We start from the raw sequence: 12,530 nt of genomic DNA, 5'->3' as shown, positions 1-12,530 counted from the left end.
CGCGCTTCGCGCGGCGCCGGGCCCAACTGCGTCAGGCCTTCCCCGGAAGGCCGCAACGCAGGCGGGAGACCGCCGTTTCTTGCGCTACAGGACTTATGCGGACTTGAGCCAGATCAAAGCAGCCGAAATGGTCCGCCTCCACCATCGCGGCAAGGTCCGTGCACCCTGCCGGACTTGGGAGGAGACACATGGGACTTTTTGCAAAACTCGGGCGCAGCAGCGATCTGGTGCAGGGCATGGCCAGCCGACTCGGCGTAGACTATGGCGAGATCGTAGCCTCAGATCCGCAGGCACAGGGCCAGAAGTACATGCGCGCGGTCCTGCGCTGCAGCACGTGCCGCAATCAGCAGGGCTGCAGTGACTTGCAGAAAGAGGTGACTGAACTCACCGAGGCGCCCTCCTATTGCCGCAATGCCCGGCTGCTGGCGCATATGCGCGAGAGCTGATCCGCTCCTGCCCGCCTAGTCTTGGGGGCTACCGTAACGCCCCGTGGAGACGTCCCCGCCTTCGCCGGTAAAGCGCAGCGCCTCGCCGTTGCTTTCCAGTGTGTAGCAGGCCCACAGGTCCGAGGGCGGCCAGGTGGAGCAGTATTTACCATCCCGAACGCCCCAATAGCCCCAGCTGTCATGGCCCGCATTATAAAGCGTGCGGCCCGAGACATTGAACTCCTGCCAGGCACCGTTGCCGTAGACGAGCCTGCGCCCCTCCAGCGCCGCTTGCACTTCATCCCCTGTCAGCACCCGCCATTCTGCCGCCCAAACCGGCGCAACCGCGCATGATACCGCAATCATCAGGGCAAACTGCCTCATGCTCCCCTCCCAGCCTTGCTGTCCTGCCTCTCCTGATCTAAGAGGCCGGGCATCTGCTGCACAATCACATAAAGGTGCTTTCGCCCATGATCCCCCGCTATTCCCGCCCCGAGATGGTCGCAATCTGGTCGCCCGAGACCAAGTTCAAGATCTGGTACGAGATCGAGGCGCATGCCTGCGAAGCCATGGCCAACCTCGGCGTGATCCCGCGCGAGAACGCCGACGCAGTGTGGAAAGCCAAGGATGTGGAATTCGACGTTGCCCGCATCGACGAAATCGAAGCCGTCACCAAGCATGACGTGATCGCCTTCCTGACCCACCTGGCGGAGCATGTCGGCTCCGAAGAAGCCCGCTTCGTGCATCAGGGCATGACCTCGTCGGACGTTCTGGACACCTGCCTGAACGTGCAGCTGGTGCGCGCCGCCGACATCCTGCTGGACGGCATGGACAAGGTGCTGACCGCCCTGAAGAAACGCGCGCTGGAGCACAAGAACACCGTGCGCGTTGGCCGCTCCCACGGCATCCACGCCGAGCCCACCACCATGGGCCTGACATTTGCCCGTTTCTATGCCGAGATGGACCGCAACAAGAACCGCCTGGAAAAGGCCCGCTGGGAAGTGGCCACCGGCGCGATCTCCGGCGCAGTCGGCACCTTCGCCAACATCGACCCGGCGGTTGAAGAGCACGTCTGCGAGCAGCTGGGCCTGCGCCCCGAGCCGATCTCCACCCAGGTGATCCCGCGCGACCGCCACGCGATGTTCTTTGCCACTCTGGGCGTGATTGCCTCCTCGATCGAGAACATCGCGGTGGAAATCCGCCACATGCAGCGCACCGAAGTGCTGGAAGGCGCGGAATTCTTCTCGATGGGCCAGAAGGGCTCCTCGGCGATGCCGCACAAGAAGAACCCGGTGCTGACCGAGAACCTCACCGGCCTTGCGCGCCTGGTGCGCATGGCAGTGATCCCGGCGATGGAGAACGTGGCGCTGTGGCATGAGCGTGATATTTCGCACTCCTCCGTCGAGCGCGGCATCGGCCCGGATGCTACCGTCACCCTCGATTTCGCCCTGCACCGTCTGGCGGGCGTCGTCGACAAGATGCTGGTGTTCCCGGAGAACATGCTGGAGAACATGAACAAATTCCCCGGCCTGGTGATGTCGCAGCGGGTGCTGCTGGCGCTGACCCAGGCGGGCGTCAGCCGCGAGGACGCCTATGCCATGGTGCAGCGCAACGCCCTGAAGGTCTGGGAAGAGCGCGTCGATTTCCGCGAACTGCTGCTGGCCGACGCGGACGTTGTTGCCGCCCTGGGCGAAGAGGCGATCAACGAGAAATTCGACATGGGCTATCACACCAAGCATGTCGACACGATCTTCAAACGCGTGTTCGGCGAGTAAGCCTGCCCCTGCATGACGCTTTCGACGCCCCGCCGCTCCGGCGGGGCGTTTTTCGTTTTCCTGCCGGCCAAACGCCTTTGTGAACAAAAATACAGATCCAGACCGGGGTTCCGGGGTTAGAGTGGGCAAAACATTCTGCGTCTGGAGTTTCCGATATGCGTTTTCTTGCCTTGGCCGCCGCCCTGACCCTTCCGGTTGCCGCCATTGCCGCCAGCGGCAACGACTGGAACCCGCCGAAACCCTCCGAGACCACCAAGACCTGCAAGGGCAAGCGGGTCTGGGATGACGAGAAAAAGCGCTGTGTGCGGCCGCGGAAATCCTCGCTGAACCAGGAGCAGCTGCTGGGCGCAGCCCGCGAGCTGGCCTATGCAGGGCGCCAGGAGGATGCCCAGGCGGTACTCAGCGCGATGGCGGATCAGCAGGATTCCCTGGTGCTGACCTACTGGGGCTTCACCCACCGCAAACTGGGCAATTTGGAACTGGCGCAGGACTATTACGATCAGGCGCTTGCACGCGATCCGGATAATATCCTTGCCCGTTCGTATATGGGCCAAGGCCTTGTGGAACAGGGAAATTACGACGCTGCCCTGGTACAGTGGAAAGAGATCAAGGCACGGGGCGGCGACGGCACATGGGCCGAAGCATCGCTGCGCAGCGCACTGGAAACAGGGGCGTCCTACAGCTACTAGGCTTCAGCCTTTTTTTACGGCTTGCGGCCTATCCTGCCCTCCATGATCGAGAAGAATCTTTGGTAGGGTGCGAGAATGCCTCAAGACAACATGCTGGCGCTTCCAATGGCAACTGGCGGCCCGGATCTGGGCGGGTTATCCGCCCCGGCGCCGATGGGTGCCGGGAACAGCAGCGGCCTGAGCGGCAAGGCCAAGGCCGCGATCATCGTCCGTCTGCTGCTGAACGAAGGCGCCGAAATCCCGCTGGAGGAACTGCCGGATGACCTGCAGCTGGAACTGACCCAGCAGATGGGCAGGATGCGGATTGTCGACCGCGACACCTTGAATGCGGTGGCCGGTGAATTTGCCGACCTGCTGGACAATGTCGGCCTGCATTTCCCCAACGGATTGGCCGGCGCCTTGAACGCGATGGAAGGCAAGATCAGCCGCTACACCCACAGCCGCCTGCGCAAGGAGGCCGGCGTGCGCCAGTTCGGCGACCCCTGGGAACGGCTGAAGCAGCTGCCGCCGGAAGATCTGGCATCGCTGGCTGAGGCCGAGAGCACCGAGGTGGCCGCGGTTCTGCTGTCCAAGCTGGACACCGCCAAGGCGGCGCAGATGCTGGTGCACCTGCCGGGCCCGATTGCCCGCCGCATCACCTATGCGGTCAGCCAGACTGCCAAGGTGACACCAGAAACCGTCGACCGGATCGGCCTCTCGCTGGCCGCACAGGTTGAGGCGCGGCCGGAACTCGCCTTCGACGACACCCCCGGCCAGCGGCTGGGCGGCATCCTGACCGAAGCCGCGGCCGCCAAGCGCGACGAGGTGCTGACCGCGCTGGACGAAGAGGACGAGGAATTCGCCATCAAGGTGCGCAAGGCCATCTTCACCTATGCGCTGATCGGCGAGCGGATGCAGCCCATCGATGTGCCCAAGCTGATGCGGGTCCTGTCGCAGCCAGACCTGGTCACCGCCATGGCATTCGCCTCGGACGAGGAGGACGTTGCCACCAACGAGTTCCTGCTGAAGAACATGTCGAGCCGGATGGCCGACAATATCCGCGAGGAAGTGGCGGAGCGCGGCAAGGTCAAGCGCAGCGACGGCGAAGCGGCGTTCAGCATGATCATTTCGGCGATGCGCGACCTGGTCGCATCTGGCGAGATCGAACTGAAATCCGAGGAAGAGGACGACGGCGGCGGCTAAGCCCGCCCGCCGGAAACCGGCGCGCAAAGCGCCAGCGGCACCCTCTCGGGCCAGACCGGCGGATGCCGCATGCGACCTGCTTGTGCCCGCCGGCGCGGCTGCGTATGATGCGGGCTTCCAGCCGCATTTTCGCGCCGCAGCCATCCAGATGCCATGCCCGTAGACCCTTCCGAGCTCTCCACCTGGAGCCATGTCAAATATTTTGGCAGCAACCTGTTTCTGCGCGGGCTGCTGCTGGGCGCCGGGCTGATCCCCTACCGGCTGCGGGTGCCGATGATGGGCCGCCTGGTCACCGCCATGGGGCGGCTGGCGGGCTTCGACAAGCGGGTCCGCAACAACCTGAAACTGGTCAGCCCGGAGCTCTCCGGCCTGGATCCGGACCAGCTCTACCGGGATGTCAGCAACAACGCCGGCCGGATGATCGCCGAGCTTTACGATGGCCATGCATTTTATGAGAAGGCCAAAGCGGCGCCCATCACCGGCCCCGGACTGGAAGCGCTGGAGAACGCCCGCGCAGCCGGGCGGCCGGTGCTGCTGGCCACCGCGCATTTCGGCAACTACGACGCCGCCCGCGCTGCGCTGATCGCCCGCGGCCACGAGATGGGCGCGCTGTACCGGCGGATGGCCAACCCCTATTTCAACGAGCACTATGTCGCCGCCATGAAGCACACCGGCGAACCGATGTTCGAACAGGGCAAGCGCGGCATGGTCGAACTTGTGCGGCATCTGAAGAAGGGCGGCATTGCTGCCATCGTCACCGACCTCTATGCCCAGGGCGGCGAGCCGATCGACTTTTTCGGCAAACCTGCGGTCACCTCGACAGTGCCTGCAGAACTTGCGCTGAAATTCGGCGCCGCGCTGATTCCGGTTTACGCTGTGCGCCAGGAAAACGGCCTGGATTTCGAGATCATCATGAACGCCGAAGTCCCCCATTCGGATCCGCTGACGATGACCAAGGCGCTCACAGCCGATCTGGAATCCATCGTGCGCAAGCACACCGGCCAGTGGTTCTGGATCCACCGCCGCTGGAAAACCTGACCGGCCGCCGCCAAGCCCCGGCGGGCCGCCTGACCTGGGCTCAATCAGCCCGCGCGGCAGCGATGACCGGTCCGAACGGCGCCTCCTGCACCAGCACTGCAGCGGGCTGGCTGCCGGTCAGCGGCACCGTCAGTTCAAGCGTCTCCGCGCCGTCCCATTCTGCCGCCACCTGCCAGTCCTCCACCACATTGGCATAGGTAAAGGTTTTCCCCGCCAGTTCGCCGCGGGTAATGCTGACGGTGCGTTCCGGTGTGAACCGCACAAGCTGCACCAGCAGGCGGGAGTCCGGCATTTCCCCCTGCGGCTGCAGACGGATCACCAGCTGGCCGCCATGCCGCCGCAGCTTCAGCGACACCGGGCGCGGCTGTTTGCGGTACTTCTGGATGGCGCCTTCCACTTGCATGGCATCGGCCCCGACCACGTCCTCCTGGCCCATGATGATCATCTGCGGCGTATAAATCATCCGGCGCCCGCCAGCGCGGGCATAGCCCTTCTGCCGCCGGGTGTGCTCCCGCCTTGCGAACTTGTCCTTCCAGCCGATGTAATCCCAGTAGTCCACATGCAGCGCCAGCGGCAGCACATCGTCGCGGGCGGCCAGTTCGTGCAGCAGCGCATCGGCCGGCGGGCAGGACGAGCAGCCCTGCGACGTGTAAAGCTCCACCACCACGGGTTCCGCTGCGGATTGCCCATGAACCGGCAGAGCCAGAACCAGAACCGCCAGCATTGACGCCAGAAATCTCATGAATCGCCTTCTCTGTTTCTTAGCCCTCTGGTCTAAAGATGTGCCGCAAGATAGGCCAATCAATCATTTTTGAGGCGCCCGGAGCCGCCTGCGCAGCAAATACTGTGTACAATCGCATACAAAAATCGCTCCTGCGGCGATTGAACTATTGAATGGCAAACCTTCGTCATGCATGTAACAGTCAGCGAATTCCCAAGTTTCAATTTCTTGAGGGAGGCCAGACATGCCTATCACCGTCGGACAGGACAATGCCAGCGCACGCCGCACACTCAGCGTGAACGGCAAATCGATTTCCTACTACTCCATTCCCGCAGCCACCGAAGCAGGCTTTGGCGACTTCACCAAGCTGCCCGCGGCGCTGAAAGTGGTGCTGGAAAACATGCTGCGCTTCGAGGATGGCGGCTTTTCGGTCTCCACCGATGACATCAAGGCATTTGGCGAATGGGCCGAAAAGGGCGGCAAGAACCCGCGTGAGATCGCCTACCGCCCGGCCCGTGTTCTGATGCAGGACTTCACCGGCGTTCCCGCCGTGGTTGACCTCGCGGCCATGCGCGACGGCATCGTCGGCCTCAAGGGTTCGGCGGCCAAGATCAACCCGCTGGTGCCGGTGGATCTGGTCATCGACCACTCGGTGATGATCGACGAGTTCGGCAACCCGCGCGCGTTCCAGATGAACGTTGATCGCGAGTATGAGCGCAACATGGAGCGCTACCAGTTCCTGAAGTGGGGCCAGAACGCGTTCAACAACTTCCGCGTGGTGCCGCCGGGCACCGGCATCTGCCACCAGGTGAACCTGGAATACCTGGCGCAGACCGTCTGGACCGACGTGGACCAGAACGGCGAGGAAGTCGCCTATCCCGACACGCTGGTCGGTACCGACAGCCACACCACCATGGTGAACGGCGCCGCTGTTCTGGGCTGGGGCGTTGGCGGCATCGAGGCCGAAGCCGCGATGCTGGGCCAGCCGATCTCCATGCTGATCCCCGAGGTTGTCGGCTTTGAGCTCACCGGCGAAATGACCGAAGGCACCACCGGCACCGACCTGGTGCTGAAAGTGGTGGAGATGCTGCGCGCCAAGGGCGTGGTCGGCAAGTTTGTCGAATTCTACGGCGAAGGCCTGGACCGCCTGCCGCTGGCAGACCGTGCCACCATCGCCAACATGGCCCCCGAATACGGCGCCACCTGCGGCTTCTTCCCGATTGACGATGAAACCCTCCGCTACCTGCGCAACACCGGGCGCGACAAGGACCGCATCGCGCTGGTCGAGGCCTATGCCAAGGAAAACGGCTTCTGGCGCGACGAGAGCTACAACCCGGTCTATACCGATACGCTGCATCTGGACATGGGCACCATCGTGCCTGCGATCTCCGGTCCGAAACGGCCGCAGGACTACATCGCGCTGGACAAGGCGGCTACCACCTTCCACGACTATGTCGAGGGCCAGCGCAGCGCCAAGGACGCCAGCGAACGTGCCGAAGGCCGCTGGGAGGCCGAGGGCGGCCAGCCCGAACCGCAGGACATCCCAGGCAACAAGGGGCACCACAAGTCCGGTTTCGTGACCACGGACGATCACAAATACCAGCTGCACGACGGCTCCATCGTGATCGCCTCGATCACCTCCTGCACCAACACCTCGAACCCCTATGTGATGATCGGCGCGGGGCTGGTTGCGAAGAAGGCGCATGAGCGCGGCCTCACCCGCAAGCCGTGGGTCAAGACCTCGCTGGCGCCGGGCTCGCAGGTTGTGTCGGAGTATCTGGAGGCCGCCGGCCTGCAGGAGCACCTGGACGCCATCGGCTTCAACCTGGTGGGCTACGGCTGCACCACCTGCATCGGCAACTCCGGCCCGCTGGCCGAGGAAATCTCCAAGTGCATCAACGACAATGACCTGATCGGCGTGTCGGTGCTGTCGGGCAACCGCAACTTCGAAGGCCGCATTTCCCCCGATGTGCGCGCCAACTACCTGGCCTCGCCGCCGCTGGTGGTGGCCTATGCGCTGGCCGGTGACATGAACATCGACATCACCACCGCACCGCTGGGACAGGACCAGGACGGCAAGGACGTCTTCCTCAAGGACCTCTGGCCGAGCCAGAAGGAAATCGCCGATCTGGTCGAGCAGACCGTGACCCGCGAGGCGTTCCAGTCGAAATACGCCGATGTCTTCAAGGGCGACGAAAAGTGGCAGGCGGTGGAGACCACCGACGCGGAAACCTACGACTGGCCCGCAACCTCCACCTACATCCAGAACCCGCCCTACTTCCAGGACATGGGCCCCGAGCCGGGCACCATCTCGAATATCGAGAATGCAAAGGTTCTGGCGGTTCTGGGTGACATGGTGACAACCGACCATATCTCGCCCGCGGGCTCCTTTGCCACCACCACGCCTGCAGGCCAGTACCTGCTGGAGCGCCAGGTGCAGCCGCGCGAGTTCAACTCCTACGGCTCCCGCCGCGGCAACCACGAGATCATGATGCGCGGCACCTTTGCCAACATCCGCATCAAGAACGAGATGCTGGACGGCGTCGAGGGCGGCTATACCAAAGGCCCCGACGGCAAGCAGACCTCGATCTACGAGGCCTCGATGGCGCATCAGGCAAACGGCACCCCGCTGGTGGTGTTCGGCGGCGAGCAGTACGGCGCCGGCTCCTCCCGCGACTGGGCGGCCAAGGGCACCGCACTGCTGGGCGTCAAGGCGGTGATCGCCGAGTCCTTCGAGCGGATTCACCGCTCCAACCTGGTGGGCATGGGGGTGATCCCGTTCGAGTTCACCGGCGGCGACACCCGCAAGACGCTGGGCCTCACCGGCGAGGAAACCGTCTCGATCAGCGGCCTGGACAGCATCCAGCCGCTGCAGGAAGTGCCCTGCGATATCACCTTTGCCGATGGCTCCACCAAGACCATCACGCTCAAGTGCCGTATCGATACCGCACCGGAGATCGAATACATCGAACACGGCGGCGTGCTGCACTACGTGCTGCGCAACCTGGCCAAATCGTAACGCCAGCCGCCGCAAGAACACCAAGGGCGCCCCAACGGGCGCCCTTTTCGCTTTCCCTGATGTGCCAGAGCCCGGCCTGCCGCCTGCCCGGTCCCGGCTATTGGGTGTAATCGAGGCTGTGCAGGATCCAGTTGATCATTCCTTCGGCCCGCAGCTCAGCGATCACCCGGTCGAACTCTTCCACATATGCATCCGCGCCGCTGGCCCGGGACAGGCCGAAATGGGAATACCTGCTGGATATCGGCGTCTCGGCAGAGACTATCCGGTCCATCCAGCCATTCAGGCCAACGTAGTAGCGCCCCACGGCATCGTCCATTGCAATCAGGTCCAGCTGGTCGAACAGCAGCATTTCCATCAATCCGGCCGCATCGCCGCCGCGGACAATCCGGTTGTGGGACCGGAACGCCGCTTCCATCTCCCCGTCAATGATTCTGCCATTCACCATCCCCAGCCTGAGGTGGGACACACCGGCATATCCCTCGCCCCATTCCAGCCCGTCCGGAAAGCGGTCCCGGTTGTACCAGAAGGTGTTCGTCTGCTGGAAAGTGGCCTCAGTAAAAGCTAAAAAAGCCTCCCGCTCAGGAGACTTGAACAGTGGCAGGATGCCGTCCGCCTCCCCTGTTTTTGCTTGGGACAGGCACCGCTGCCAGGGCAGCAGCACGGTAACAGCGTCGAGGCCGTCGATCCGGCTTACCACCGCCTCCAGCAGATGCACTTTCAACCCGCTGGACGGGACGCCGCCGGTTCCCAGCGTATAGGGCGGATAGGGATCATAGCAAAAGGTCAGAACAGTTTCAGCCCGTGCAGCTGCGGCAAACATACAGGCAGCCGCCGCGCAGCTCAGGCCTGACTTGAAAATGCCTGCCAGATCAACCACTTTCATTTCTTTTCCGGATAACGTGCACGACCCGCACGCGGCCCCGCCAAACTCCTTAACTGCTCACATTCAGGATCTTGCATTATTCCGCGGCTGATTGAAAGCCTCTGCAAGAAATCCCGCTATGGCAGGTCAGTGCACGCCCAGCAAAACTATAAGTGTACAGCCTCCGCAGTGTTAGCGGCTGCACTGGCCCAAACACGGTCTAAATATGTATGCCACATAGATCTTTTCCTTTCTGGGCGCATTCAGAGGCCGGACGCGAAACCATGAAAGATGCCGCAATTGCCGTTTTCTGCCGGGATGCGGACACCTTTGAAAATCACGCTGCAGCGGTTCTGACGACGCTTAGGGACACCGGGTGCCTTCCCGGCTGCACCGAATCCTGCGCCGGCACCGGCCGCGGCCGCTGCGAAATTGCCGTTATCCATTTCTGGGAAACAAACGACCACCTGGCACGCTACCTGACATGGTGCGCCGAATGCGGCGACCTGTACGCCCGCAGTGCCACCATGCGGCGCGAACAGGACTTCCTTGCCTATTTGGTACCCTGACCCGCACAGGTCCAGCGCGGGCCGCACAAAGACTGTTCGCAAACGGCTGATTGCGCTGCAGACCCGTAGGCGGCGATAGTGGAACCATGAAACAGACCAATAGCATCACCGGCTACCACGCCCATGTCTATTTCGATGAGACCACCGTCGAACAGGCCCGAACCCTCTGCCAGCAGGCCGCAGAGCAGTTCAGCGTCCAGATGGGCCGGGTGCACGAGAAAAACGTAGGCCCGCATCCCAAATGGTCCTGCCAGCTGGCGGCTACCCCGGAGCAGTTCGCAAAGCTGCTGCCGTGGCTTGCGCTGAACCGGCAGCGGTTGATCGTTTTTTCTCATCCGGAGACCGGCGACGCCCTGGCGGACCATCGCGATCACGGAATCTGGCTGGGGACCGGCCTGGCCCTGGATCTCAGCATTTTCGGCTGATATGCGGCGCCTCCAGCTAAAACTTGCGGGCAGCTGACAGGACCGCTGCCCCTTTGACACGCGGAGCTTTCATTGACCGAAGCGGTAATTATTCAGCTGCAGCCTTTGCCGGGACAATACAGCCGGCTGGCGGTTCTGGTGAAACAGATGGTGGCACAGGTCCGGGATTACCCGGGATGCCTGCAAGCCGACACCCTGCTTGCCCCGGACCGGGACGAGATAGCCATTTTCCAGCGCTGGCAAGACGCCGAGGCCTTCAGCGACTATCTGATCTGGCGCTCCAAGCAGGCGGACTTTGAACAGCTCCACAAGCTGCTGGCATCGGAACCTGACTTCAAAAGCTTCACCCTCGGAACACCGCAGTAACCGGGCAGCGCTGGCTGCCCGGTTACTGGCCTGCTGCCTTTTCCATCGCCGGACGCAGGGTTTTTTCAATCACCCGCTGGGTGATCGGCCCGGCAAAGCGCAGCACGATCTTGCCTTCTCCATCCACGACATAGGTCTCCGGCACGCCGTACAGCCCCCAGTCGATGGCCATCCGGCCCTTCTCGTCTCGGCCGATGGCCGTATAAGGGTCGCCCAGTTCGTTCAGGAAGGCCTCGGCATTGGCCAGCTGGTCCTTGTAATTGACGCCGTAAACCGGGATGCCCTCCTTGGACAGCGCCTCCAGGTTCGGATGCTCCGCCCGGCAGGGCGCGCACCAGCTCGCCCAATAGTTCACCAGCTTCACGCTGCCATCGCGCAGGGTTTCGTCGCTGAACATCTCCTTGCCGGGAAACTCGTCCAAGACCACCGGCGGCGCGGGCTGGCCTTCGCGCGCGGACGGCAGGCTGTCCGGGTCTTCGCGGAACATCCCCACCAGCGCCAGGCCGACAAAGGCTGCAAACACCACACCAGGAACCGCCATCAGCGGAGAGATCTTAGCCATTGCGCTTCACCCGGCCTTCCAGGGATTCCATTTCCCGGCGCACCTTGCGGCCGCGCCAGATCGTCAGCACCACCAGCGCCACCAGCAGGATCAGCGAGGCGGCATAGGCCGACAGCACCGTGTCGGCGTATTTTCCAAGATCGGGCATCAGGCCTCCAGCCGTTCGCGCGCCATCAACGCCTTGATACGGCGGGCGCGGATTTCAGTGCCGGTGCGGTAGAGCACCAGCGCGATGAAGAGCAGCACAAATCCCGCCATGCAGACGTATAGCGGGCTGGAAAACGCGTCATGCACGTTTTCCTTCTCATCCAGCGAAAGCGACGCCCCCTGGTGCAGCCCCTGGTTCCAGAAGTTCACCGCATAGCGGCTGAGCACGGCAAAGACCGAGCCGACCAGGCACAGGATGGAGGTCAGGTCCGCCGCGGTGTCCGGATTGTCGATTGCTTCCCACAGGGCGATGTAGCCGAGGTAGAACAGGAACAGCACGAGGAAGGACGTCAGCCGCGGGTCCCAGGCCCACCAGGTGCCCCACATCGGCTGGCCCCAGATCGCCCCGGTCACCAGTGCAATCACGGTCATCACCACGCCCACAGGCGCCGCGGCCCGGGCTGCCAATGCACTCACATGGTGGCGGCGGATCACCCAGACCAGCGACGTCACCAGCATCATGAACCAGGCGTTGATTGCCATCAGCGCCGAGGGCACATGCAGGAAGATGATCTTGACGGTGGAGCCCTGACGGAAGTCATCAGGCGTGAAGAAAAAGCCCCAGACCAGCCCCACGGTGATCAGCACCGCAGAGCTGACCCACAAGACCGGCATCACCTTTTCGGTGGTGGCCAGGAACTTTTTCGGATTGGCGTATTCCCAGATCGACATGGTGGCTATTTAAGTCCT

General features: G+C 63.0%; 15 protein-coding genes. 9 read left to right on the top strand and 6 right to left on the bottom strand.

What is annotated here, in order from left to right; all coding sequences use genetic code 11:
* The first annotated feature begins 188 nt into the window (after positions 1–188).
* Entirely contained in the window at positions 189–446 is a 258-nt protein-coding gene (locus ACFMBG_RS16080; protein WP_421055711.1) for a DUF6455 family protein, read from the top strand.
* Positions 447–461: 15 nt separating this feature from the next.
* On the opposite strand, the gene ACFMBG_RS16075 is transcribed toward ACFMBG_RS16080, so the two are convergent.
* The gene (locus ACFMBG_RS16075; RefSeq protein ID WP_421055710.1) at positions 462–809 is read right to left on the bottom strand and encodes a hypothetical protein; all 348 of its coding nucleotides are present in this window, start codon (positions 807–809) and stop codon (positions 462–464) included.
* Between the two features lie 86 nt (positions 810–895).
* Between ACFMBG_RS16075 and purB the strand changes: the two genes are divergently transcribed.
* From purB to ACFMBG_RS16055, 4 genes are all read left to right on the top strand, one after another.
* Complete coding sequence (purB, locus tag ACFMBG_RS16070; protein WP_421055709.1) at positions 896–2,200, top strand: adenylosuccinate lyase; 1,305 nt, start codon at positions 896–898, stop codon at positions 2,198–2,200.
* Between the two features lie 155 nt (positions 2,201–2,355).
* Positions 2,356–2,889, top strand: coding sequence for a tetratricopeptide repeat protein (locus ACFMBG_RS16065; protein WP_421055708.1), 534 nt, complete (start codon positions 2,356–2,358; stop codon positions 2,887–2,889).
* Between the two features lie 75 nt (positions 2,890–2,964).
* On the top strand, positions 2,965–4,071 hold the full coding sequence (locus tag ACFMBG_RS16060) for a flagellar motor switch protein FliG (RefSeq protein WP_421055707.1): 1,107 nt from the start codon (positions 2,965–2,967) through the stop codon (positions 4,069–4,071).
* A 153-nt stretch (positions 4,072–4,224) separates the two neighbouring features.
* On the top strand, positions 4,225–5,109 hold the full coding sequence (locus ACFMBG_RS16055; RefSeq protein WP_421055706.1) for a lysophospholipid acyltransferase family protein: 885 nt from the start codon (positions 4,225–4,227) through the stop codon (positions 5,107–5,109).
* 40 nt (positions 5,110–5,149) lie between these two features.
* Here ACFMBG_RS16055 and ACFMBG_RS16050 read toward each other — a convergent pair whose 3' ends face one another.
* Positions 5,150–5,851 carry a DUF1223 domain-containing protein gene (locus ACFMBG_RS16050; RefSeq protein ID WP_421055705.1) on the bottom strand — a complete coding sequence of 234 codons (702 nt, stop codon included), beginning with the start codon at positions 5,849–5,851 and terminating at the stop codon, positions 5,150–5,152.
* A 223-nt stretch (positions 5,852–6,074) separates the two neighbouring features.
* On the opposite strand from ACFMBG_RS16050, the gene acnA reads away from it, so the two are divergent.
* Positions 6,075–8,849: an aconitate hydratase AcnA gene (gene acnA, locus ACFMBG_RS16045; RefSeq protein WP_421055704.1), complete on the top strand. Its 2,775-nt coding sequence runs from the start codon at positions 6,075–6,077 to the stop codon at positions 8,847–8,849.
* A 97-nt stretch (positions 8,850–8,946) separates the two neighbouring features.
* Here the strand turns inward: acnA and ACFMBG_RS16040 are convergent, their stop codons facing one another.
* Positions 8,947–9,669: a substrate-binding periplasmic protein gene (locus tag ACFMBG_RS16040; protein ID WP_421055703.1), complete on the bottom strand. Its 723-nt coding sequence runs from the start codon at positions 9,667–9,669 to the stop codon at positions 8,947–8,949.
* 326 nt (positions 9,670–9,995) lie between these two features.
* On the opposite strand from ACFMBG_RS16040, the gene ACFMBG_RS16035 reads away from it, so the two are divergent.
* The 3 genes from ACFMBG_RS16035 (at position 9,996) to ACFMBG_RS16025 (ending at position 11,071) form a co-directional block, all read left to right on the top strand.
* The gene (locus ACFMBG_RS16035; protein WP_421055702.1) at positions 9,996–10,280 is read left to right on the top strand and encodes a hypothetical protein; all 285 of its coding nucleotides are present in this window, start codon (positions 9,996–9,998) and stop codon (positions 10,278–10,280) included.
* An 86-nt stretch (positions 10,281–10,366) separates the two neighbouring features.
* Complete coding sequence (locus ACFMBG_RS16030) at positions 10,367–10,705, top strand: DOPA 4,5-dioxygenase family protein (RefSeq protein WP_421055701.1); 339 nt, start codon at positions 10,367–10,369, stop codon at positions 10,703–10,705.
* A 72-nt stretch (positions 10,706–10,777) separates the two neighbouring features.
* On the top strand, positions 10,778–11,071 hold the full coding sequence (locus tag ACFMBG_RS16025) for a putative quinol monooxygenase (RefSeq protein WP_421055700.1): 294 nt from the start codon (positions 10,778–10,780) through the stop codon (positions 11,069–11,071).
* 22 nt (positions 11,072–11,093) lie between these two features.
* On the opposite strand, the gene ACFMBG_RS16020 is transcribed toward ACFMBG_RS16025, so the two are convergent.
* The 3 genes from ACFMBG_RS16020 to ACFMBG_RS16010 are packed head-to-tail and all read right to left on the bottom strand — an operon-like array spanning position 11,094 to position 12,512.
* Complete coding sequence (locus tag ACFMBG_RS16020) at positions 11,094–11,633, bottom strand: DsbE family thiol:disulfide interchange protein (protein WP_421055699.1); 540 nt, start codon at positions 11,631–11,633, stop codon at positions 11,094–11,096.
* On the bottom strand, positions 11,626–11,781 hold the full coding sequence (ccmD, locus tag ACFMBG_RS16015) for a heme exporter protein CcmD (protein WP_421055698.1): 156 nt from the start codon (positions 11,779–11,781) through the stop codon (positions 11,626–11,628). The genes ACFMBG_RS16020 and ccmD overlap by 8 nt, the downstream gene beginning before the upstream one ends.
* Positions 11,781–12,512 carry a heme ABC transporter permease gene (locus ACFMBG_RS16010; protein WP_421055697.1) on the bottom strand — a complete coding sequence of 244 codons (732 nt, stop codon included), beginning with the start codon at positions 12,510–12,512 and terminating at the stop codon, positions 11,781–11,783. The genes ccmD and ACFMBG_RS16010 overlap by 1 nt, the downstream gene beginning before the upstream one ends.
* Positions 12,513–12,530 lie beyond the last annotated feature (18 nt).

Origin of the sequence: Leisingera coralii (genome assembly GCF_049056525.1) — a bacterium.
Classification (GTDB): Bacteria; Pseudomonadota; Alphaproteobacteria; order Rhodobacterales; family Rhodobacteraceae; genus Leisingera; species Leisingera coralii.
The sequence above is the reverse complement of the archived record's forward strand: the minus strand, read 5'-3'. Positions and strand labels throughout refer to the sequence as shown.

Bases quoted from the DNA above. Each gene is read 5' to 3' on its own strand.
- ACFMBG_RS16080 (WP_421055711.1), top strand. From the start codon at position 189: ATGGGACTTTTTGCAAAACTCGGGCGCAGCAGCGATCTGGTGCAGGGC.
- ACFMBG_RS16075 (WP_421055710.1), bottom strand. From the start codon at position 809: ATGAGGCAGTTTGCCCTGATGATTGCGGTATCATGCGCGGTTGCGCCG.
- purB (WP_421055709.1), top strand. From the start codon at position 896: ATGATCCCCCGCTATTCCCGCCCCGAGATGGTCGCAATCTGGTCGCCC.
- ACFMBG_RS16065 (WP_421055708.1), top strand. From the start codon at position 2,356: ATGCGTTTTCTTGCCTTGGCCGCCGCCCTGACCCTTCCGGTTGCCGCC.
- ACFMBG_RS16060 (WP_421055707.1), top strand. From the start codon at position 2,965: ATGCCTCAAGACAACATGCTGGCGCTTCCAATGGCAACTGGCGGCCCG.
- ACFMBG_RS16055 (WP_421055706.1), top strand. From the start codon at position 4,225: ATGCCCGTAGACCCTTCCGAGCTCTCCACCTGGAGCCATGTCAAATAT.
- ACFMBG_RS16050 (WP_421055705.1), bottom strand. From the start codon at position 5,851: ATGAGATTTCTGGCGTCAATGCTGGCGGTTCTGGTTCTGGCTCTGCCG.
- acnA (WP_421055704.1), top strand. From the start codon at position 6,075: ATGCCTATCACCGTCGGACAGGACAATGCCAGCGCACGCCGCACACTC.
- ACFMBG_RS16040 (WP_421055703.1), bottom strand. From the start codon at position 9,669: ATGTTTGCCGCAGCTGCACGGGCTGAAACTGTTCTGACCTTTTGCTAT.
- ACFMBG_RS16035 (WP_421055702.1), top strand. From the start codon at position 9,996: ATGAAAGATGCCGCAATTGCCGTTTTCTGCCGGGATGCGGACACCTTT.
- ACFMBG_RS16030 (WP_421055701.1), top strand. From the start codon at position 10,367: ATGAAACAGACCAATAGCATCACCGGCTACCACGCCCATGTCTATTTC.
- ACFMBG_RS16020 (WP_421055699.1), bottom strand. From the start codon at position 11,633: ATGGCTAAGATCTCTCCGCTGATGGCGGTTCCTGGTGTGGTGTTTGCA.
- ccmD (WP_421055698.1), bottom strand. From the start codon at position 11,781: ATGCCCGATCTTGGAAAATACGCCGACACGGTGCTGTCGGCCTATGCC.
- ACFMBG_RS16010 (WP_421055697.1), bottom strand. From the start codon at position 12,512: ATGTCGATCTGGGAATACGCCAATCCGAAAAAGTTCCTGGCCACCACC.